Source organism: Adlercreutzia sp., assembly GCF_056795635.1.
This window is the reverse complement of record NZ_JBQIIT010000001.1, coordinates 228,424-251,144: the sequence shown is the minus strand read 5'-3', so window position 1 is coordinate 251,144 and position 22,721 is coordinate 228,424. Positions and strand designations below refer to the sequence as shown.

12 protein-coding genes are annotated in these 22,721 nt (G+C 68.5%); all 12 read right to left on the bottom strand.

From position 1 onward, the window contains the following. Nucleotides 1-3: 3 nt before the first annotated feature. Nucleotides 4-1,281: a hydrogenase small subunit gene (locus tag ACTOXK_RS00750; RefSeq protein WP_482278273.1), complete on the bottom strand. Its 1,278-nt coding sequence runs from the start codon at nucleotides 1,279-1,281 to the stop codon at nucleotides 4-6. A 270-nt stretch (nucleotides 1,282-1,551) separates the two neighbouring features. After that, complete coding sequence (pheA, locus tag ACTOXK_RS00745; protein ID WP_482278272.1) at nucleotides 1,552-2,400, bottom strand: prephenate dehydratase; 849 nt, start codon at nucleotides 2,398-2,400, stop codon at nucleotides 1,552-1,554. Nucleotides 2,401-2,624: 224 nt separating this feature from the next. Beyond that, nucleotides 2,625-3,245: a manganese efflux pump MntP gene (locus tag ACTOXK_RS00740; RefSeq protein ID WP_482278271.1), complete on the bottom strand. Its 621-nt coding sequence runs from the start codon at nucleotides 3,243-3,245 to the stop codon at nucleotides 2,625-2,627. Between the two features lie 10 nt (nucleotides 3,246-3,255). Further along, nucleotides 3,256-4,140, bottom strand: a complete 885-nt coding sequence (locus tag ACTOXK_RS00735) for an HhH-GPD family protein (RefSeq protein ID WP_482278270.1) — start codon at nucleotides 4,138-4,140, stop codon at nucleotides 3,256-3,258. Nucleotides 4,141-4,163: 23 nt separating this feature from the next. Further along, nucleotides 4,164-5,618 (bottom strand): ribonucleotide reductase subunit alpha, encoded by a 1,455-nt coding sequence (locus ACTOXK_RS00730; protein ID WP_482278269.1) that lies wholly within the window; start codon nucleotides 5,616-5,618, stop codon nucleotides 4,164-4,166. A gap of 95 nt (nucleotides 5,619-5,713) precedes the next feature. Continuing rightward, nucleotides 5,714-6,526 (bottom strand): HAD family hydrolase, encoded by an 813-nt coding sequence (locus tag ACTOXK_RS00725; RefSeq protein WP_482278268.1) that lies wholly within the window; start codon nucleotides 6,524-6,526, stop codon nucleotides 5,714-5,716. 138 nt (nucleotides 6,527-6,664) lie between these two features. Further along, nucleotides 6,665-8,536, bottom strand: a complete 1,872-nt coding sequence (locus ACTOXK_RS00720; protein WP_482278267.1) for an ABC transporter ATP-binding protein — start codon at nucleotides 8,534-8,536, stop codon at nucleotides 6,665-6,667. Further along, complete coding sequence (locus tag ACTOXK_RS00715; RefSeq protein WP_482278266.1) at nucleotides 8,533-10,635, bottom strand: ABC transporter ATP-binding protein; 2,103 nt, start codon at nucleotides 10,633-10,635, stop codon at nucleotides 8,533-8,535. The genes ACTOXK_RS00720 and ACTOXK_RS00715 overlap by 4 nt, the downstream gene beginning before the upstream one ends. Nucleotides 10,636-10,644: 9 nt before the next feature. Then, on the bottom strand, nucleotides 10,645-10,974 hold the full coding sequence (locus ACTOXK_RS00710; protein ID WP_151430799.1) for an AzlD domain-containing protein: 330 nt from the start codon (nucleotides 10,972-10,974) through the stop codon (nucleotides 10,645-10,647). Further along, complete coding sequence (locus ACTOXK_RS00705; RefSeq protein WP_482279819.1) at nucleotides 10,971-11,819, bottom strand: AzlC family ABC transporter permease; 849 nt, start codon at nucleotides 11,817-11,819, stop codon at nucleotides 10,971-10,973. The genes ACTOXK_RS00710 and ACTOXK_RS00705 overlap by 4 nt, the downstream gene beginning before the upstream one ends. A gap of 147 nt (nucleotides 11,820-11,966) precedes the next feature. Then, a complete protein-coding gene (locus tag ACTOXK_RS00700; RefSeq protein WP_482278264.1) occupies nucleotides 11,967-16,676 on the bottom strand; it encodes an LPXTG cell wall anchor domain-containing protein in 4,710 nt (1,569 codons plus the stop codon). Between the two features lie 353 nt (nucleotides 16,677-17,029). Beyond that, entirely contained in the window at nucleotides 17,030-22,645 is a 5,616-nt protein-coding gene (locus ACTOXK_RS00695) for a hypothetical protein (protein WP_482279818.1), read from the bottom strand. Nucleotides 22,646-22,721 lie beyond the last annotated feature (76 nt).

The following is a 22,721-nucleotide window of genomic DNA, read 5'->3' as shown; positions in this document are numbered from 1 at the left end:
TCTCTAGTCGTTGTTGCGGGGATCGGCGTTCTTGTGGACGAGCTCCTCGTCGAGGACCGGGCCGCCGGTGACCGGGTCGGCGTAGGTGCCGATCTCCTGCTGCGGGTGCTTGGAGTCCCACTTGCGGATCTTCTCGAAGGGCGCGCCGCCGTCCATGCGGCCGGAAGCCTTCATGCCGAAGCCGTGCACCACGAGAGCGGCCGCCACGAGGCCCGTGACGGTCACGGCGATGGTGGTCGGCTGCAGGTTCAGCGGGCCGATGCGCAAATCGCGCATGCGCTTGTAGAAGGGGGTGTTCACCTCGACCCAGTTGTCGCCGGGGTTGTGCGGGTTGGACTCGCAGCAGCCCACGCAGGGGGCGCCGGCCTGGACGCACCAGCTGCGGCGGTTGTTCCACAGGGTGACGCCGCACATGGCGCGGGTCTGGGGGCCCTTGCAGCCCACGGGGTACAGGCAGTAGCCCAGGGCCTCTTCCTCGGAACCGAACTCGTAGACGAACTCGCCGTTCTCGAAGTGGCCGCGACGCTCGCAGTTGTCGTGGATGGTCTGGTTGAACAGGTCGCCCGGCATGTTGAAGTCGTTCAGGCGGTTCAGCAGCAGGTCCATGTCCTTCATGACCACGACGTCCACCAGCACCGACATGACCCACTCGGGGTTCACCGGGCAGCCGGGCACGTTCACGACCGGAGTGGCCACGCCGACCTTCTCCAGGTACTGCTGGACGCCGAGGGCCTGGGCCGGGTTCGGGGCGGCGGCCATCCAGCCGCCGTTGACAGCGCAGGAGCCCACGGCCACGACGGCGTTGGCGCTCTCGGCGGCCTCCACCAGGGCAGTGGTTCCGACCTCGCCGGCCACGCGCAGGGCGTTGCCGTCGAAGGCCTCCAGCACGGCACCCTCGTAGATGAGGATGTAGTTGCCCGCCTTGATGGTCTGGGCCTTGGCCTCCTCCACGGAGTGACCGGCGGCGGCCGACAGGGTCTCCGAGTAGTTCAGGGAGATCAAGTCGAGCACCACGGAAGCCACGTCGGGAGTCTCCACCTGGGCGAAGGACTCCGTGCAGCCCGTGCAGGACGCGCCCTCGATCCAGATGACCGGATAGAGGTCACCGGACGTTGCGCCGATAACAGACTCCTCGAGCGCACTCGCCACGCGCGGGACCGCCAGCGGGGACAGGCCCGCGGCAGCGGCGATGCCGGCGCACAGCTTCATGAAGCTGCGGCGGGACACGCCACGCGAGGCAAGGATGCTGTCGAACTCTGACATCGTTGCCTGATTTTCCATGCGTACACCTCCTTATAGGTGTTCTCGTCTCGCTTACATGCGGGCCTAAGAGTATCCTTATTGGAGACCTATTCACTCCGCGAAGCACCGATGGCTGCGAAACATTCTACCAACGGTTGGAAAATGTTACGCGGCATCGCGCGGGTAACAAGGCAGGTGAAAGCCCATGCCGCTCGCAGATTTTTCCGACCGCTGCTGACAACGAGGGCGGCTCCTTATGCAGCCCGGGGCCCGGGACGGCGGCGGTGAACAAGAAAATGGGGGGCGCCCCTACTCGATGGGATAGCTGCCGAGCACCTTCACGTCGCGCAGCTTCAGGCGCAGGCACTCGAGGGCCGTCTGCACGTCGATGTCGTGGATGGAGCCGGCCAGCTCCACGAAGAACATGTAGTCCCCCAGCTGGCGCTTGGTGGGGCGCGATTGCAGCATGGTGAGGTTGATGCCGGCGTAGGTGAACTCCGAGAGGATCATCTGGAGGGCGCCGGGCTTGTCGGCCCGCAGGAAGAGGGCCAGGGAGGTCTTGTACCGCTCGCCGGTCAGCAGCTCGGCATCGGCGAGACGGCCCACCAGGGCGAAAGCGGTCTGGTTCTCCGGGTTGTCCTGAATGGCGCGACGCAGCACCCGGGCCCCGTGGATCTCCGCGGCCAGGGCGTTGGAGATACCGGCGCAGGTGGGATCGGCCGCGGCCAGGCGGGCGCTCTCGGCGGTGGAGGACACGGCCAGGGTGGCCCGGCCGGGCAGCTCGGTGGCCAGGAAGCGGCGGCACTGGGCGATGCCCTGGGGATGCGAGGCCACGCGCACGATGGCGTCCAGATCGGCCTCGGGGTGGGCCACCAGGCAGTGGCTCACGTTGATGACCTCCTCGGCCAGGATGACCGCATCGGTGCGGAAGGCGAAGTTGTCCAGGGTGGCCGTGACCGGGCCCTCGAGCGAGTTCTCCTTGCCCACGACGCCGAAGCGGGTGACGCCGCCGTCCACGCAGTCGAACACCTCGTCGAAGGAGGTGCACTCCACCAGGTGCGGCTCGGCTATGCCGAGGCGGGCGGCGAAGCGCAGGGCCGCCTCGTTGCTGTAGGTGCCGGCCGGGCCGAGGAAGGCGATGGAGTCGTCGAAGAGCATGGGCGCGCCTTGTCTGTCAGGATGCCAATAGGTCGCCGTCCATGATAAACGCTTTCGCCGCCGACGCACCCGGCACAGGCCGCCCCCTCGGGCGGCGGCGGGCAGGGCGCGGCGCTCTCCTCGGGCAGCGGCACAGGGCAGGCGCCCCCTCGGGCGGCGCCGCGCGGCGCGAGACGGGACCGGACCGCACAGTGAGGCGGGACGAACGCCCCCGATGGGACAGCCTAGCCGGCGAGGTGCTCGCAGAGGATCTTGCAGCCGAGCAGGATGAGGACGACGCCGCCGGCGATGGTGGCCGGCTTCTCGAAGCGGGAGCCGAACTGGTTGCCGATGACGACGCCGGCGAGGGACAGGACGAAGGTGGTGACACCGATGAGGGCAACGGCGAGAACGATGTTCACCCCGAGGAAGGCGAAGGTGATGCCCACGGCCAGGGCATCGATGGAGGTGGCCACGGCCAGCATGGTGAGTTCCCGGAAGTCCAGGGGCACCGGAGCGTCGGCGCAGGCCGCCGTGCCCCGCCGCGCGCAGGTGGCGCACTGGCGGTTGCAGGTGCGCTCGTCGGAGCCGTCTTCATGGAAGGCATCCCAGAGCATCTTGGCGCCGATGAGGGCCAGAAGCCCGAAGGCGATCCAATGGTCCACCGCCGTGATGTAGGACGAGAACAGGCTGCCCACGGCCCACCCGACGAGGGGCATGAGGGCCTGGAAGCCCCCGAAGAACAGGGCGATGACCACGGCCTGGCCCCACTGGATGCGCCGCATGCCAAGGCCCTTGCACACGGCCACGGCGAAGGCGTCCATGGACAGCCCCACGCCGGTCAGAATCAGTTCGATGACACCCACGGCAACTCCTTCAGGGGATGAGGAGGGCGCCCTCGCGACGGAAGAAGCCCTCGGCCACGAGATCGTCCACGATAGAGGCGAACAGCGCTCCGTCCACGGCCGGGCGCCCGGCGGCCCCTTCGGCGGCGCAGAGCTCGGCGAGCACCCGCGAGGCCTCGGCGCCCTCGGGGGCAGCCAGCACCCGGCGCACGATCCAGGCCCGCTTCTGGCGGCGCGACCCCTCGAAGGCCGACTGGCGGCTGTAGGAGGCGGAGCGCCGCGTCGGGTTCACACCCGTGGCCTTGAGGTGCGCCCCGTAGTCGAGCAGCCCGTAGTACCAGCGCCGCGGATCGGCGGCGGCCGGCCCGCAGAAGGCCGCTGCGGCCACGACCGGCGCCAGCTCCCGGTCGGTCACGGCGTCGCGGCCGGGGAACAGCTCGTGGAGGAAGACGGCCCGCACGTTGGTCTCCACGTACACCCCGGGCACCTGATGGGCGAAGGCCATGACCCCGGCGGCCGTGGCCGGCCCGATGCCGGGTAGGGCCAGCAGCCCCTCGTAGGTGTCGGGCAGCCGCCCCTCCCCTTCCGCGGCGCACTGGTCTGCCGTGCGCTTCAGGGCCAGGGCACGGCGGTTGTAGCCGAGCCCCTGCCACAGCTCCAGCACATCGGGCACGGCCGCAGCAGCCAGGGCATCTACCGAGGGAAACGCCGCGAGGAACCGCTCCCAGAAACGGCCCACGCGGGCCACCTGGGTCTGCTGGAGCATGATCTCCGACACGAGCACCGCGTAGGGGTCGTCCACGTGGCGCCAGGGGAGCTCGCGGTACAGCTCGTCGCCGCGGGCGAGCATCCGCCCCACGAAGGCCTCTACCGGCTCGGCCCATGCGGGCCAGGCCGGCTCTACGATCTTCCCCACTGCGCGCCCTTCCCGCCTGCCGGTTACAGCAGGTCCTCCAGCTCGCCCAGGCCGGCGGCGAAGTCCGAGATGACGGCGTTCTCCAGCTCGGCGTACTCCGCGGAGTCAAGCGGCTGGTAGGCGGCCAGCTTGTCGAAGAGGTTGTCGCGGGTGACCGGCTGGTAGCGGCGCTCCACGAGGCCCTGCTTGTAGGCCTCCTCCAGGGCCTCGCGCACGGCCATGTAGATATCGTAGCGCGGCAGATTCGCCGACAGGCGCACGAGCTCGTCGCGGTTGAGAGCCCGCAGCGAGGGATGGGTCCGGGCCAGATCCATCCAGATATCGTCGCGCTCGGCCGGAGTGGGATAGTCGATGTCGATGCAGGAGATGGGATAGAGCATGTCGAGGAAAAACGGATCCACCGCCTCGGCCGAGGAGGCGGAGGCCAGCACGTAGACATCGGGGTTCTCCACGGCTTGGCGGATGAGGTTCACCGCCTCGCGGGCGCCCCGGGACATGGCGGCCATGAGAAGCCCGGCCATGTCGTCGGCGGCCTCGGACAAAGGCGAGCCCCACAGATCCAGATCCTCCAGCACGAGCACGCCACCGCCCTCGAAGCCCCGGCGCAGGCCGGCCAGCTTGTCGGCGTCGGCGGCCTGGGCGCTCACGCAGAGCATGGGCACTCCCTGGAAGCTCTCCTCCATGCGCATGCGCACGGCGGGCAGCCCCAGCTCGCCCACGGTGGCCATCATGAAGCGGCTCGCGTCCTCCCGGGCCGGCGAGCAGAACAGCAGGGTGTCCACCATGGGCATGGCGTCGAAGCCGTGGCGGGCATTCAGCATGGCGACGAACTCGCCAAAGGAGGCATCGCCGGCCAGGCCGATGCCGAGGGAGCGCATACGCTCCACCACGGCCCCGTAGCCGGGCACGGTATCGTAGGTGTAAATATCCACCGGCTGGGGCTCGGCCCCGCCCTCGGGCGCACCGGCGGGCGGCACGGGCTGCTCGACTGCCCCTCGCTCCGAGGAAGGCGGGGCGGCCAGGGCAACCGCCGGGGCCGCCGAGGCGCCGATGATGAGCGGCGGGGCGGCCATGAGGCCCATGACGTCCTGGGAGATAGCCTCGGACATCTCCTCGAGGTCGTCACGGGAGATGCCGAATTCCTCCAGGCGGTCGAAGGCCAGACCCTGGAGCTGGGACGTGCAGGCCGCTACCTCGTCATGGGACAGATAGGGCTCGAGCCGCCCGAAAATGTACTCGGCCAAAGAGCGCTCCTTGGTGGCGCAGGCCACGCGCCAGGCCTGCTTAAGGCCCATGATGGCATCCTCCGAGGGTACCTCGCTCGCCTCCGAGGCCTGCTCGAAGGCAGCCAGATACAGGTGCAGGCCCAGCCGCGCATCGCCCGCCTCGCAAGCGGCCACGGCCCGGGCCAGATAATCGGACGGGGCGCCGGACGGATCGCCGGGCGCAGGCGGGTTCGCTTCGTCTCTCTCAAACATGGCTGCTACCTCTCATAAGCTGCGGGCCCCTGGGCCCGGAATCGTGTGTCGACGCTATTTTATCGAACAAAAGTGCGCTTGCCTAGGGGCATTTATCACCAATCGAGAATATCGTAGCCCTCGGCGTTAGCCGTGCGCGTGAGGGGCCGGTCCGGCGTGACTGCGCAAGCATGGCGGGCGGCGGCCAGAAGCGATCGGTCGGAATGGTGGTCGCCGTAGGCCCAGCCCAGCTCCCAGTTCCCCGCGCCGAACTGCTCGTCGCAGAACCGGCTCAGCACCACTACCTTCTCGGGGCCCTCGATGGGCAGCCCCGCCACCTCGTCGGTGTAGTTGCCCGCCCCGTCCACCTTCATGCGGGTGGCGATGGCGTACTGGATGGGATGGCGCTCCATGGCCGCGGCCACAATGGGCTCGAAGGTGGCCGACACGCAGACCACGGCATGGCCCTCGGCCTCGTGGGCCCGCATGGCCGCCTCGGCATCGGCGCGGAAGCGCTCATCGATAAAGCGATCGTAGAAGTCGTAAAGGAACCGGTTCACCTCGCCGACGGGACGGCCGGCGAAGGCGCGGAACACAAGCCCCCGCACCCAGCTCTCGTTCTGGGGCAGGCGCGCCTTGTAGCAAGCGGCCCAACCGAGGATGCGGGCCACCACCGAGGGGGCGAGCATGCGCTTGCGCGCCAGATGGCGCACGAGGAGCACTGGGGAGTTGCCGCGGATGCAGGTGCCGTCGAAATCGAAGGCGGCCACGAGCACGCGGTCGGAACCGGTCGTCGGCGCGCCCTCGATGAGGCGGGTGGCCCCGAGGGCCCCCGCGGCCACGCGGCAGATGCCGTCGGGCAGGTGGGCGGACGATCCGCAGGCATCCTCGCTCACGGGGACCCCAGGGGAATGCGACGCTATGGACATAATATCTCGACGTTCCTTTGGCGAATCGGCGACGGTCGGTCTTTATTCGGAACGCCTATCATAGCCAATGGGAAGCCGCCCCGCGGCGAGGACTGCGCAACAACAGAGAACCTTTACCTTTCCGCAACCGTGGCCCGCTCAATCCTCGAAGCGGTCGTTGCAGGCGGCGAACTGGGAGGCGTACAGATCGGCGTAGAAGCCGCCGGCCGCCAGGAGCTCCTCGTGGGTTCCCTGCTCGGCAATGTCGCCGTCCCGCATGACGAGGATGAGGTCGGCGCGGCGGATGGTGGACAGCCGGTGCGCGATGACGAAGGAGGTCCGCCCCTCCATGAGCCGATCCATGGCCCGCTGGATGCGCAGCTCGGTGCGGGTGTCCACTGAGGAGGTGGCCTCGTCCAGAATGAGCATGCGGCGGTCGGCTAGAAGCGCCCGGGCGATGGTGAGCAGCTGGCGCTGGCCCGCGGAGACGTTGGTGCCGTCCTCGTTGATGGCGAAGTCGTAGCCGCCGGGCAGGGTGCGGATGAAGTGGTCGGCGCAGGCCTCGCGGGCCGCCGCCTCCACCTCCTCGTCGGTGGCATCCAGGCGCCCGTAGCGGATGTTCTCGCGGATGGTGCCGGAGAACAGCCACGTGTCCTGGAGCACCATGGCGAACAGCGACCGCACCTCGGCCCGCGTCAAGTCGCGGACGTCAACGCCGCCGATGCGGATGGCGCCCCCATCCACGTCGTAGAAGCGCATGAGCAGCTTCACCATGGTGGTCTTGCCCGCCCCTGTCGGCCCCACGATGGCCACGGTGCGCCCGGCGGCGGCCCGGGCCGAGAAGTCCCGGATGACCGGGGCGTCGGGGCTGTAGCCGAAGCGCACATGATCGAACTCCACGTCGCTGGCCAGATCGGCGACGGGTACCGACGAGGGCTCCTCGTCCATCTCGGGCAGATCGAGGAAGGCGAAGATGCGCTCGGCGGCCGCAGCCAGGGATTGCAGCACGTTGGACACCTGGGCCAGCTGGGTGATGGGCTGGGTGAAGTTCTTCACATACTGGATGAAGGCCTGGATATCGCCGACGGTAATGGCCCCCGTCACGGCGAAGAAGGCGCCGGACACGGCCACGGCCACATAGCCCAGATTCCCCACGAAGCCGAGCACGGGCATCATGAGACCCGAGAGGAACTGAGCCTTCCAGCCGGCGTCGTAGAGGGCCTCGTTGTCCCGCTCGTAGGCCTCCACCGTGGCCCCCTCGCGCCCGAAGGCCTTCACCACGGCATGGCCCGAGAACGTTTCCTCCACCTGGCCGTTCAAGGCCCCGAGCAGCCGCTGCTGGGCCACGAAGTGCTTCTGGGACAGGCGCACCACGACCATCACGAGGGCCATGGACACGGGAATCATGACCAGGGCCACCAGGGTCATGACGACGTTGATGGACAGCATCATGGCCAGTACGCCCACCACGGTGACCGACGAGGTGATGAGCTGAGTGATGCCCTGGTTCAGGCTCTGGCCCAGGGTGTCCACGTCGTTGGTGATGCGCGAGAGGGTGTCTCCGGTGGAGTTCTTCTCGAAGTAGCCGAAGGGCACGCGCTCGATCTTGCGGGCGATGGCGTCGCGCAGACGGTAGCAAGTCTGCTGGGAGACGTAGCTCATGATCCACGATTGCACCCAGGCGCACCCGGCCGAGGCCAGGTAGAGCCCAAGCGTGACTATCAGGATGCGGCCGATGGCGGCGAAGTCGATAGAGCCGGTGCCCGCCGCTGCGGCCACGGTACCGTCGAAGAGCACGGTAGTGGCCTCGGAGAGCACCTTAGGGCCCACGATGGAGAACACGGTGGACCCGACGGCGAACAGGAGCACGAGGGCGAGGCGACCCTTGAACTGCCCCATGAAGGAGAGCATGCGGCGCAGGGTGGCCTTGAGGTTCAGGGGCTTCTCGCCGCCCATCATGCGCCCGGCCGGCCCATGGCCGCGACCGGGACCCCGTCCGGGACGGGGCACGAAACCAGGATGGCCGCTCATCGCGCACCCCCTTCCCGACACGGGGTATCTGAGACGGTTGCGGCGGGGCCGGGCTGCGGTTCGGCAGCGGTTGAGCGAGAGTGCGGCGACGGCTCCGAGGCGGTTGCGGAAGGGGCCAGCGGGTCGCACAGGACGGTTGCGGCCGGAACGTCGATATCGTTTCCGACGGCGGCGAGCTCGGCCTCGGAGAGCTGGGAGAGGGCGATCTCGCGATAGGCCGGGCAGGTGTCCATGAGCTCCCCATGGGTGCCGCGCCCGACCACGCGCCCCTCTTCGAGCACCACAATGCAGTCGGCATCGAGCACCGTGGAGATGCGCTGGGCCACGATGATCTTCGTGGCACCGGCAGCGTAGGCGGTCAGAGCCGAGCGCACCCGGGCATCGGTGGCGTAGTCGAGGGCCGAGAAGGAGTCGTCGAACAGGTAGGCCCGCGGGCGCCGCACGAGGGCCCGGGCCATGGCCAGGCGCTGGCGCTGGCCACCGGAGACGTTAGTGCCGCCCTGGGCGATGGGGGCCGCCAGCCCCTCCTCGCGCTCCTCCACGAAGGCCAGGGCCTCGGCCGCGGCCAGGGCGGCCCGCATGGCCGCCTCGTCAGCATCCGGATCCCCGTAGGCGATGTTGGTGGCCACGGTGCCCTCGAACAGGAAGGCCTTCTGGGGCACGTAGCCCAAACAGGCCCGCAGCGCGTCCTGGGGCCACTGGCGCACGTCGATACCGTCCACGGTCACGGCCCCGGCGCTCACGTCGAAGAAGCGCTCGATGAGCTTCACCACCGTGGACTTCCCCGACCCCGTGGAACCCACGATGGCCAGGGTGGTGCCCGGTTCGGCGGTGAACGACACGTCCTCGAGCACCGCCTCGCTGTCATCCTCGTAGCGGAAGGACACCCCCTCGAAGGCGATGCGCACGCCGCTGGCTTCTGAGGACGAAGGCACGGCGACGCCCCCTTCCCGATCGGCCCCCGGTACCGTTGCGCCAACCGGCGAAACGACCCGCAGTCCCTCCCCCTTCGCCGCGAAGTCGTCGCCCCGTCCCGTTCCCGTCTCGGCAGCAGTCCCGCTGGCGCTCCCGCGCACGGGAGCCGGATCGGGCACCGAGGGCTCGGCTTCAAGCACCTCGCGCACGCGGGCGGCGGCCACGTCGGCCCGGGGCAGCATGATGGAGATCATGCCCATCATGAGGCAGCCCATGATGATGACCATGGCGTAGGTGATGAAGGCGATGAGGTCGCCGGTCTGCAGGGTGCCGGCCCCCACGGCCCCGGCGCCGAACCACACGATGGCCACCGAAGTGAGGTTCATGATGAGCATCATGGCCGGCATCATAGCGGCCATGGCGCGGTTGGTGAACAGCTGGGTGCGCATGAGCCGGGCCGAGGCCTCGTCGAAGCGCTCCTCCTCGTAGCCGTCGCGGTTGAAGGCCCGCACCACCGAGAGCCCCGTGAGCATCTCGCGGGCCACGAGGTTCACCCGGTCGATGAGCTTCTGCATCATCTTGAAGCGGGGCAACGTGAAGTGGAAGAGCACGGCGATGACCGTGAACACCGCCGCCACGGCCACCACGACGATCCATCCCATCTGAGGGTTCGTGGCCATCACCATGACCACGCCGCCGATGGCGAGGATGGGAGCGTAGAGCACCATGCGCAGGATCATGGTGCACACGTTCTGGATGAGCACCACGTCGTTGGTGCCGCGGGTAATGAGGGAGGCGGCCGAGAAACGATTGATGTCCCCCTCCGAGAAGGCAACGACCTGGGAGAACAGCTGTCGGCGCACATCGCGGCCGATGGCGGCGCCGGTGCGGGAGGCCACGAGGGACACGGCCACGTCCAAGACCATGGCCGCCGCGGCCACCCCCAGCATGAGCAGCCCCAGCTGCCCCAGATAGGCCATCTGCCGCGGCAGGAGGTCCACCCCGGCCGCCCGCAGATGCTCCAGCTCGGCCACGTCCTCCACGCCGGACTGGGCGATGCCCACATCCACGATCTGGGATGTGAACACCGGCAGGGCCAGATCGCAGGCCGCCTTGGCCGCGAGCAGCAGCATCACGAGGGCCACGGCCCCCTTGTGCTGCCCGAGAAAGCGGATCACGCCCACAATCGCGCCCTATACCGCGAAGAAGGCCAGGGCGGCGTAAACCCCCACGCCGGCCACGGCGGTCCACAGCAGCGACTTCGTCTTGGCCGCCACAAGCGCGCAGGCGATGGCCGCCACGAGCGGAATGGCCGCCGGCCAGATGCCGGCATCGAACATGCCGGGGTTCAGCAGGTCGTTGGCCACCAGGGCCGCGAAGGCCGCCGGAGGGATGAAGCCGAGGGCCCGCTCCAAGTTCTCGGGCAGCGCCTTGCCCTTCAGCAGGAACAGCGGGATGACGCGGCAGGCCCACATGGCCAGCACGCACCCGACGAGCACGACCCAGAACTGATCCCAACTCATCGGCGCTCCCCTTCCCCCGCCGCCTTTTTCGCTGCCTCGTCAGCGAAGTGAGCACCCTCCGTTGCGACGCCCTCCAGCGCCGCAGCCTCAGTGCGCGCCCCTTCCACGGAAGCAACCCCTTCCCCCGCCGCCTCTTCCCCTGCGGCGCCGGAGCGCTTCCCCACGGTGAGGGCAAAGGCCATGGCGCACACCACACCGGCCACGGCACCGATGAGGATGGCTGGGCCCGTGAGGCCGGCGGCCTTGCAGACATACACGCCGAGGGCCGCCACGGCCATGGCGATGATATTCGCGGACGTGAACTTCTGAGTGACCAGCAGGCAGATGAAGATGGCCGTCATGGCGAAGGCGGCGATGTTCACCGGAATGGCCACGGCGGCGCCCACGGCGCAGCCGATGACGTTGGAGATGGTCCACGAGCTCTGGGAGAACAGGTTCACCATGAGGGCCCGGTCCACCGACCAGTTCCCCTCGGCGAAGCGCTGGGTGTTCACGCCGTAGGACTCGTCAGTCACCGAGGCGGCGAACAGGGCCGCCAGCCAGCGCGGGGTCTTCTCGCAGGTGGGGGCGAAGGAGGCCGCGTAGAGCATCTGGCGCGTGTTCACCAGCGAAACGCTCGCGGTAATGGAGGCGATGGAGGACCCGGCCAGGAACATGTTGCAGATCATGAACTGGCCGGCGCCCGAGTACAGCAGGGCGCACAGCAGAAACACCTGCAGGGGGTTCAGGCCGATGGTGTTGGACAGGATGCCGCAGGGCAGGCCGATGGCCACGTAGCCCAGCATGATGGGGGCGGCCGCGGAGAAGGCCGACAGTATGTGCTCGCGAGAAAACATGACGCCCATTATAGCCAACCTTCGCCCCATGAAAATCGGGAAATTGCGCCGCGGTAGGAATCGCCTCCCTACCTGGGAATTCCCAGGAAACACCTGGTCAACGTGGTGGCGGCAGCGCAGGGCCGAAACCCGCAGGCTCCGGCCCGCGAAGAGCTGTTACGCGCGGGTGCGGCGGCGGGCGAGCCAAGCTGCGCCGCCGGCGATTATGGCCGCCAGCAGGGCCAGGGCCGCTACGGCAGGCGCTTCGTCGCCGGTCTGGGCCAGCTTGAGGCGGATCTTGGTGGCGTCGTCGTCCCCGTCGCCGGAACCTTCGCCGTCATTCCCCGAACCGCTTCCCGAGCCGTCGTCGGGATCCGTCGGGTCATCGGGAACGGTGCCGGGAATGGGCTCCAGTACGATCTGCACGGTGTGGTTCTCGCCGATGTCCTCGAAGGTCCAGGAGGAGGCGCCCAGAAGATCGGGTCGCTCGCCGCCGTCGATGAGGACTTTCACCACCCGATAGCCGGGCGCGGGCGCCCATTCCACGGTGTAGCTGCCGCCGCGATCCACCGACGCGCCGCCGGTGATGGTGCCCGCGCCGCCGGTGAGAGAGGTCTCCACCCGCAGCTGCTCGGGGGCCTCCGGCCGCGGCGTGCGCGAGGGCACGGTCTCATCGCCGGGCTCGCGTTTCTCCACCACGAGCTCCACGTGGTCGCCGGGCTTGAAGGTGCCCCCGGGAATGACCACCTCGGTGGCGCCGGGCGGCACGGGGAAGCGCTGGTCGCCCACGACGATCTCGGTGGGCTCATAGCCCTCGGGGATCTCCCAGGTCACGGTCTGGTCCTCATCGGGATCGACGAAGCCGGTGCCGTCGCCGATGGTGACCGAGCCCGGGCCGCCCTCCACGCCGCCGGTGACGTCCACGACGTCCTTCACCGTGTCGGGGTTGGCCGCCTCGCCGTCCTTGGCGAAGTACACCTTCACCACGTGGTCGCGGTCGATGCCGCCGATACCCATGTCGAGCCCCGCCCCGTCGGCCTGGCGCCGCTCGATGGTCGGCGCGGGGAACACCGGATCGGCCGCGGCCGCCAGGGCAACGGCCTCCGGCGCGCTTTCCTCGGCCCAGGCCTTCTCGGGCCCGAGGGCGAAGGAGCTCGCCACCCCATCGGCTTCGCTGCCGGCCGCCGAGCCCACCGCGTCGCCCACGGTACCGCTCAGAACCGCGGCGGCATCGGAGAGGGCCGCCACCGTGGCCAGGGCGCCGGCGGGCACGCGCTCGTCGAAGACGGGCAGGCCGTCCACCTCGATGTAGGAGATATGGGCGCCCCCGTCGGGAGTGCCGGAAATGTCAACGTAGCCCTGGCCCTTGAATAGGGTGCGGGAATCGGAAGCGGCCCCCGGCCCGTAGGCGAGCACCGCCACGTCGAAGACCACGGGCCGCAGGGTGACCACGACGGCCTTGTCCTCCTTGATGTCGGAGAGCTCCAGCTCGCGCTCGTCGGTACCGGCGGCCTCCTCGCCGTTCACCTCCACCTTCGCCACCTCGTAGACGGCATAGGAGGGATCGGTCACGTCGGGCACAGTCTGGATGACCGGCTGCCAGGCCACGTGGTACTCGCCGCCGGCAGTCACCGTGCCGCTGCCGGTGATGGTGCCGGGGCCTCCCTTGATCTGAGTGGTCACCCGGTGGTCGTCGGGGCTCAGCGCCGGCGAGCCGTCGGCCCGCTCCACGTAGACGTCCACCACGTGATTGGCCGCGATCTTCGCGAAGTCGATGGCGCCGCTGACCACAGCCGTGGCGGACAGCTCCTTGCCGTCCACCCACACCGCCGCGATGCGGTAGCCCTCGGCGGCCTTCCAGGTGGCGCGTCCGTCAGCCCCGGCGGAGAGCACCGCGCTCGGGCTCACCTCCGCCCCGGCGCCGTAGCGGTTCACGGTCACCGTGTAGAAGCCGCCCGTGGAGCCGCCCTCGATGATGGGGTTGCGAGCCAGGGTGACCACCACCTCGTGGTTGGCGGCAATCTTCTCGAACACCTGGCGGACGCCAGCGACGTCCACCAGGCGGCCGTCCACCTTAACCGAGGCCACGTAGCAGTCGGGCCCGGCGGCCCACGTGACCGTGGCCGTGGAGCCGGCGGTCAGGGTCTGGCTGGGAGTGATGGTCGCCCCCTCGGTGGCGCCGGCGAGCCGCGTGCTCACCGTGAACAGGCCCGGGGCCGGGGCAGGCGCGGGCTTCCCCTCCACCACGTAATCGATATCGGCCACGTAGTCGGTGCCGTCGGGGCCCGGATAGGTCACGGTGATCTCGTAGTTCCCCGGCTCGGAGGGATCGATCTCGTCGACGGGCAGCCCATCCTTGGTGATGGTGACCACCGGGTCCACTCCCTCGGGAATGCGCTTATCGTCCGGAGCATTGGAATCGGGCCCGAACTTGTCCTCCACGAGGTCGATCAGGTCGTCCTTAGTCACCGGCGTCGGCACGGGCTTGGGCGGCTCCACGGGACGCACGATGTCGATGGGATCGTCCTCGGTGAGGTCCACCACGATGCGCTCGGTCACGGCAAGCTCGGCCGGCTTCAGCGTCACACGGTAGTTGCCGTCGGCGGTGAGCAGCGCGCTCCCGATCTCAGAGACCTTCGGGAAGGAGGCCTGGAGCCGGTAGGCGCCCAGCTGCGGCCGCGCGGCGTTCAGGGCCAGGCCGCCGGCCGTGGCGGCGGTAAAGGTAGGGGCGCCGAGCACGACGGCGGGGTCGTCGCCCGGGGCGAGCATGGAAGCGGGCCACGCCACGGGCCAGGTGTGCTCGCCGTCGTCGGCGCTGTCGGTGGCGGCTGCGCTGTCGAAGGCGGCCAGATCGCTGTAGCGGCCCACGGGGGCACCCGGGGCAGCGGGGTCGGCCAGGGGCACGTTCTTCACCCACGAGACGGGATCGGTGCCCGCCGTGGGGAACCAGCGGGTGGCAATGGCCAGGTCGCGCGGCTCGATGGCGCCCTGGACCGTGAGGGTGCCGTCAGCGGACAGCCCCGCAATGCGGTAGTCGGCCGCCTGGGGGCCCTTCACCTTCACGCCGTGCAGCACCAATTCCCGCTCACCGGCGTCCTTGGCGACGAACTCGGCCCGCTCAAAGGAGAGCCACGCCGAGGCGCTTCCCACCAGGCCGTCGGCCATGGACACGTTGCCGCCCGCCAGGTAGGGCGTCCCGTCATAGACCTTCGACCAGCCACGGCCTGCCACGGTCACCTTCTCCCCCGTCTCGGGGTCGGTGACCTCGGTATCCTGGGTGGCATCGGGAGCCGCGGGATCGTCCGGAGCCTCGGCCGGCTTCGTCACGTCCACGGCCCGGGGCTTGATGGTGAAGGTGGCCTCGCCGGCCACGTAGTCCTGCACCGTCGCGCCGTCCTCGGTGACGCTGTAGACGCTCTTGGACTCCACCTTGTAGGAGCCGGCGTGGATGGGCTCGCCCTTCTCGTTCATCTCTTCGGGGCGCAAGGGCCGCCAGCCCTTGGCGTCGGCCCCCTCCGAGCCGGGATCCTTGATCCAGTAGGTGCGCTCGACCTCCGCATCCCTCTCATCGACGATGGCGCCGTCCTTCACGATGTGGGTCTTCACATGGGTATCGCCGTTCACGTTCTCCTGAACGGCCAGCGGGTCGCCCACCTGAATGTCGTCCGCCTCGGTGGTAATGGTGCGCCCCGTGGGGTCTACGATGATGTCCACCTTCACGTACACGTCCAGCGACACGTCGGCCCCGGCCTGGTCATCGTCGGGATCTACGTCGTCGGGCATGCCGCCGTACTCGATGACGTAATAGTTGACGCTACCGTAATCGCGCGGCAGGTCGTTCCATTGACCGAGTTTATCGGTGGCCGAAGCCCCGAAGTTCACCGCCAGCTGCATCCAGCGCTCGCCCGTGCTATAGCCATCGGGCTGGGCGCTGGCCCAGAACATGAACATCTCCTCATTAGTCTCGGGGTTGATGGCCGGCCGGCGCTCGGTATTGGAGCGACACTCGCCCATCTTGAGGCCGGCCTCTGGGCCCGAGACCCAGTAGTAATGGCTGTAACCACCGGAATTGTAGGTCTGCACGTCGGACCAGCGGGTCGCAGCATCGGCGTTATGGGTGCGGTAATTCTGGGCCCAGGCGTTGGTGCGGCGCGTATGGGTATCGTCGCAGGTGCCGCCGATCCAGGTGTCGGTGTGCACCAGGGAGAACACGAAGTCCTGCTCCGCGCGATCGGTCACCGTCACCAGATACCCGCGCATGCCCATATAGGTATGCTTCTCGGCCTCCTGAAGGGCGCCGAGCCATCCGATGCTGCCGACTCCCACTTCGTAATAATGCCCGTTCAGGGAATTGTAATCGCGAATGGTCGTCACGGGTGCGAGGCTCGCCACCAGGCGCAGGCCCTTGGTATTCGTGGCATCGGCCAGGCTCAAGGTCAGATAATCGCGCAGGAACTCCTCCCACTGCTCGGCCGTGGCGCCGCCGTTGGTCTTGTAGTTGACCGACCAGTTGCCCGTTTTGCCCACGCGCTCAAAGCCAGCGGGCAGCGTCTCGTTGTTGTTCTTCTCGTGCTTGGAGTTGTAATAGATGTCGTCCCCAGAGGCAATGCCCGTGGTGAACTGCACGGTAATGCTCTGGAACTTCGCGTCGGCCGGCTCTGCGCTCACCTTCAGATCGGGGAAGTGGTAGGTGTTGGCCTGCCCCTCCACGGGCGTGGCTGCACCGGCCTTGATGGTCAGCTTGACCGTATCGGCCGCCTGGGCCACAGGCTCATCGGCCCACGCGCGCTCAACGGTAGCACCCCCCCCCGTGAGGGGCATGGCCATAGTCGCAGCCAAAGCGAAGGCCAGGGCCAGCTTCAAGCTCTGTTCGAATGCGCGCTCCATCAGAACCTTCCTTATCTCTGGCGGGGAGCGAGCCCCGCATCCTTCTCCGCTGATCGACGTGCCGTCGGTAGCCTTCTCATGGTGTCACTAATCCGTTAGAAAAGCAACAATCGACGGACAACTGGGGCCATTGAAGAGCGAACCGAGCCTCCCTCGCACAGCCACTCGGCTGGCAGCGGAACCCACAGAAAGCCTCAACGACAGGAGATGCCCCCGCGGAAAGCGAGGGCATCTCCTGCTGCATGCTCTATCCGGTACGTTCTACCTCAGCGGAGCGAAGCCTATACGCAGCGCTACCGGCATCGGGCGGGGGGCAGTCAACAGCCCAAAGAACCGCGACGCTGCCTCTCCCCCTACCACTGACCCGTGTGGCGCTCTCGGCGCTCGCGCCGGCGGCGGAGGGCCAGGACGATGAGCACCGCGGCCGCTGCGGCGGCTGCCAGGGCCAGAGCGACGGCCGCGCCGAGCAGGTCGTCGCCGGTCTGGGCCAGCTTGATGCGGGTCTTGGAATTGCCCTTACCGCTGCCATTGTCCTCGTCATCCTGTTCGGCGGCCGGCTGCACGCCGCCCTTGGAGTCGGTGCCCTCGGGGTAGGCGACATCGGGATTGGCGAGGCCCGGGTTGTCCTTGAGGAAGGCGTCCCAGCCCTCGGAGGGCTCGAAGGGCTCGCCCGGGGCCGGCCGGGTCGCACCCGGGGCGACTTCCGACGGGTCGGCGTCGGAGGGCCGGGTGCCGTGGGCCGTGGCCACGTTGCCGATGTCGGCGCCGAGGGCGTCCTCCGTGACCTCGCACTCGAAGGTCAGCACGGCCGTCCGGCCGCCGGCGAGGTCGCCCGCCGTGACGGCGAGCACGCGCGTGGCCGGGTCGTAGGCGGAGTCGGGCACCTCGACCTCGGCGCCGGACGGCGCGGTGAGGCGGATGGTGCCGGCCAGGGGCTCGAGGCCCTTCGGGATCTCGTCGCGGATGACCGCGCCGTACCACATGGTGTGGGCCTTGGCGTTGGAGAGCGTCACCGTGTAGCGGACGGTATCGCCCACGCGGGTGGTGCCGTCGCCCCGGTCAAGGTTCTCGGCGGTCTTGGCCACCTTCACGTCGGCCGGGCCGTCGGCGTCGTCCTCCAGCTTGGGGTTGGCCGGCAGCACGGGCGGCATGTCGGGATCCTGGCTCGGGGGCGTGGAGACGAGCTCGTCCTCGAGGTCCTCCCATGGCTTGGCGGGCACGAAGGGGGTGCCGGGCTCGGGCTTCTCCACGGGCTCGGTCGGCTCGCCGGGCACGAGGGGCCCGTCCGGGTCGTCCGGGTCCGGCACCATGGGGTGCTCGCGCTCCCACTCGTCGGTGGGGGTCTCGCCCAGGGTGCCGCCCTCGATGCCGGGGCCCTCGGGGCGCCCGCCGGGGTTGCCGGGGTTGCCGGGCTTCGACGGGTCGTCGGGGTCATCCGGGTTGCCGGGGTCGCCGGGGTTGGACGGATTGTCGGGGTCGGACGGGTCGCTCGGGTCGCGGGTCTCGCTCGTGGAGGTCACCTCCACGTCGAAGACGAGCCTGGCGCTCTCGCCGCCGTAGAGGTCGCCGGCGTTCACGGCCACGACGCCGGTCTTCGGGTCGTAGGCGCTGTCGGGCACGGCGATCTCCGTGCCGTCGTCGAGCACGAGCTTGATGGTGCCGGGCACGGGCTCCATGCCGACGGGCAGCGTGGCCTTCACCACGGCGTTGGCGAGCTTGGAGTCGGGCGCGGTGTTGGTGGAGGTGACGGTCACCTGGAGGGTGTCGCCCACCATGAAGCGGTCGCCGTCGTGCTCCTCCCTGTGCTCCTTCAGCTCCACCTTCACCGTGGTCTGGATGTCGGCCGCGGCGGGGTCCTTCGGCAGCACAGGCGTGGGCTCCGGGTCGGGGAACTTGCCCGTATCGGGGTCGCGGTCGCCGTCGCCCACGATCTCGATGTCCGCGGCGGGGTCGAGGGGGTTCGGGGGCTGGGGTTTCTCCCCAGGGGCCAGGTCGCCCTCGTCCTTGCCGAAGCCGCCCGTGCCCGAGGGCTCGTTGGATATCTCGGGCAGTTTGCCGTCCTCAGGGCGGTCGCCGAGCCCCTCGTTCTCCCCCACCGTGGCCTGGAAGCGGACGGAAGTGGACTGACCGCCGTAGACGGTGCCGATGCCCTTGGTGAGCGTGGGGGCCACGTAGGAGAAGTCGTCCCGGTTGACATCGCTCCAGTCGAGGTCGTCCCAATCGAAGTCGCGGTAGAAGGCGGCGGTGCCCAGGTCGTAGGCGTCGCTGTGGGTGGCGTAGTTCGGGGCGATCTCCACCGACTCCGCGTCGAAGGAGAGCTTCGCATCGATCATGTCCTTCAGCTCAGCGGCCTGCCAGGCGCTTCCGGGCGTGAGGTTCAGGCCCGTGACCGTGTACTCCAGCACGTCGCCGGGGCGCGGCGGGGTGCTGGCACGGTCGGCAGCGGCCCGGGAGGCGAAGGCCGCGGCCTCCCCGCTGGCCACGGCGGCCACGCCGCGGGCCGCGAGGGCCGCCGCCGGCTCTCCCCCGGCCTCGTTCAGGGCCGTGAGGTTGCGCCAGGTGAGGCGGATCTGGATCTGGGGCCGGATGCTCGGGTCGGGAAGCACGTTCACCGTGAGGATGTACTTGATGCCGGTGTAGAGGGCGTTGGCCTTCTGCTCCACGGTGATGACCGAGGTGCCGCAGCTGTTAATCTGCACCTGGAGCTTGCCGTCCTCACCGATGAGCGGCGCGCCGTCTTCGCCGCGCACCAGGTCGGCCACGGCGTTGTTGGACACGGCATAGGTGGGCTTCACCGACGAGCTGGACTCCAGGGCCAGGGCGAAGAAGTCCTCCAGGTCGGGGTTGGCCTTGTCGTGGAAATCGGCGTAGCTGGCCGTGATGGTCTTGCGGATGACGGTCATCTTGCCCGTGGGGTCGTCCGGGTCGGTGCTTCCGGGGCCCGGATCGGGCGTCTCCGATTCCTCGATGTCCACCGGGCCGTCGGGCTTCACGTCGCCCGTGGGAGGCACCGGCACGATGAAGGCGTCGTCCTCGCCGGCGTTCTCCGGGTTCTTGTCCACGCCCTCGATGTAGTTCTTGTCGGCGATGTACTCGAGGTTCACCTTGTGCTCCTCGCCGTTGCCGGCCGATTCCAGCAAATCGAGCAGGCCGTCGCGGTTGGCCGGATCCAGGTAGTAGGTCACCACGGTGGCATGGCGCGTCTCGGGCTTGCCGTCGGCGCCCTTCACCGATATGTCCTTCTCCTCGATGGTGGAGTGGGCCGACTTCCCGATCTCCTCGGCCGTGAGCTTGATGGGCTCGCCCACCTTCTTGCCGTCGATGCGCACCTGGAAGCTGCCCGTGGGCGCGGCGCAGGTGAGCGCCGTGGTGTTGGCCGAGCGGATGTTGAAGGTGAGCTTCAGGCGGTTGCCCGCGATGCCGCCGGCGGTCTGGTCCTTCAGGATGGGCTGCCAGGCATTGGCATCGCCCGGCGTGGCGTCCTCATCGAGATAGCCCCACTCCACGCCCTCGATCTCCAGCACGGCGGGCACCGGCGTGATCTTGGCCCAGGCAGTGATGCGGTGGCCCCAGTAGTTGCTCTCGAACGTGGCGTCGGTGGCGTATTCCTTCGACACCAGCTGCACGCGGAAGGTGCCGGTATCGGCCGGCATGGCGGTGCCGGTCACCACCGAGCTTCCCGGCAGGGGGCTTCCGTCCACGGCATCGTAGGGCTGGTAGGAGGTGGTCACGTGCTTCATGTCGGTGAGCGTGTACTTGTTGCCCTGCTCGGACACGAACTCGATGGGCTTGTCGGGCGTGATGGTCAAAGGCTCGAAGGAGAGCCCGTCGTACTCCTTCACAAGGCCCGAGAAGTACTCCTGCTGCTCCGCGGTCAGCTTCTCTACCTGAATGTCGATGTAGCGCTTGAGGGTGGAGCCCTGGTCGCCGCCCACTTCCTCGACGTACATGGGCTCGATGTCGTGGAGGCCGCCGTCCTTGTCGCGGTAGGACATGGTCACGGTCACGTTCTTGCCCGTGGCGCTCTCGGGCAGCCACAGGTACAGCTTGCCCTTGTCCAGGTAAGAGGGCGCGCCGTACTCCTGCTCGATGTTGTCGATCTCCAGCTTCCACTTCACCACGGGTACCGTTTTGTCGGCATCGGTGGCACCCTTGTCGAACTCGCTCGACAGGTCGATGGTGAGCATCTGCACCTTGTCGGTGTCGGGAAGGCTGCCGCCGAGGCTCTCGACATCGTCCCAGGTCTCCACCCCCTGGGTGTTGTAGGCGGTGCCGCCGATGCCCTGAAATGCCGGCTTGCCGTTGGCCTTTTTCTGGACCATGACCGAACCGCCGGTGACAATGGTGTAGCCAAACGAGGCGCCCAGGGCGGCGCGGGGCGGATTGGTGCTGTTGATGTCATAGGTATTGGTGAGCAGCGTGCCGCCGGTGACGCGCACGATATGATTGTGGTTGGAAGAGGGACCATGGGCGCAGCTCTGACCGAAGGCGTTACCGTGCTGACCGCTGTTGGCAGAGACGAAGCCTCCGTTCACGGTGATATCGCCCGCCACGGTGAAGTAGTTCGTGTCCTTAGCAGAACCGAGGTAGTGCACCCCCTGGGGGCATGTCATTTGGGCTGCCTTGCAGCAGAACCACTCTACGCTGTCGGGCCGGGCATCGAAGCTGTAGCCGCCCGAGGCCGCCTCGCCCGTGGGAATGTTGATGGCATCGGCCTTGGGGGTGCCTCCGCGGTGATCGGAGCTGTAGTAACCCAAGCCCGAGCCGATGCCGGCACCGCAGGAGCCAGCTGTCGCCGTCACGTTGCCGCCGTTGAAGATCATCACAGTGCCCGACCCGGAGGAGCCGCCGCCGATGCCGGCGCCGTTAGAGAGGGCCCAGCGGGAACTGTTCCAGGGCAGCACCTGGGACGTGATGATCCCCCCGTTGAAGATGAGCGTGCCGGCATTCTCGTTGGCCGCCGACCCGATGCCAGCAGAATGGCCACCGCCGGTCACGTTCAGCCTGCAATCGGGCGCCTCCATCTCCACCAGCGAATCACCGGCCTTCAGCCGGGTCACGCCGTCGTAGAGGGTGACGTCCTCGGGCACCATACCCCCCTCGGGCGTGACGATGTCGTCCAGATTGAACTTGGAACCGCCGGCGCGCACGTTGGTCACCGCGTCGTCGATGACGAGAATGGAGCCCCAGCCGCAGCGAATGCCCGGGGAGCCGGTGGCGGTGACGTTGTTGCAGACGAGCGTGTTGGTCTTGCCCTCCGCCAGCGTCAGGTAGAGCATGGTCTTGTTCGTGATCTGATTGGCGTTGGTGACCTTCACGCCGTCCTTGTCCTCGTCGGAGTTGGTGACGAGGTTGATGGGGGCCAGAGACGAGTTGATGTTCACGCCGGCCAGGGTGAGGTCGGCCTTCACGCCGGCATTGATCTCGATGTTGTGGCCCGTGGCAGCTGCCGTGCTCACGGTAAGCGGAGTGGAAGTGAGGATGTGGAGAGTGCTGCCCTCGAAGAAGAAGTCGCCGTCGCCGGCCGTCTGGCTCGTGGCGGCCTTGCCGCCGACGACGGTGAAGTCGCCGGCCGTGACGCTCTCGGGGGCTGCGGGAGCATCGGAGGCCGCTGCGGCTCCGTCGGCGGAAGCGAGCGCGCGGGGCACCATATTGCCGAGGGCTGCGGCCACGGAGGTCGCGGCGGCCCCCTCTTCAGCCGTGGGCTCGGCCTCGGTGGCAGCCGGGCCGGCGGCCGCGGCGTCCTCGCCGCCCGTCTCGGCGGCCGTGGCCCCGGGCGCGGAGGCACCCGTATCGACGAGGGGCCCGTCGAACGCCCCTTCGCCGGAACTGTTCTCAGAACTTAGGGGGGGGGTAGCGGTATTTTCCCCGTCGGCGTAGGCGGCGCCGGCCGGGACCATCAGGCCCCAGGCGAGCACAGCGGCCAATGCGCTGCGGAGGAACCGATGCTGCTGCTTCATGGCGGTCATCTCCTGGCTCTCTTATCGTGAGCGCCGGCACGGCCCCTTCGCCGTTCCGTTGCGCTTCCGTTACCAAGCTGTAGAT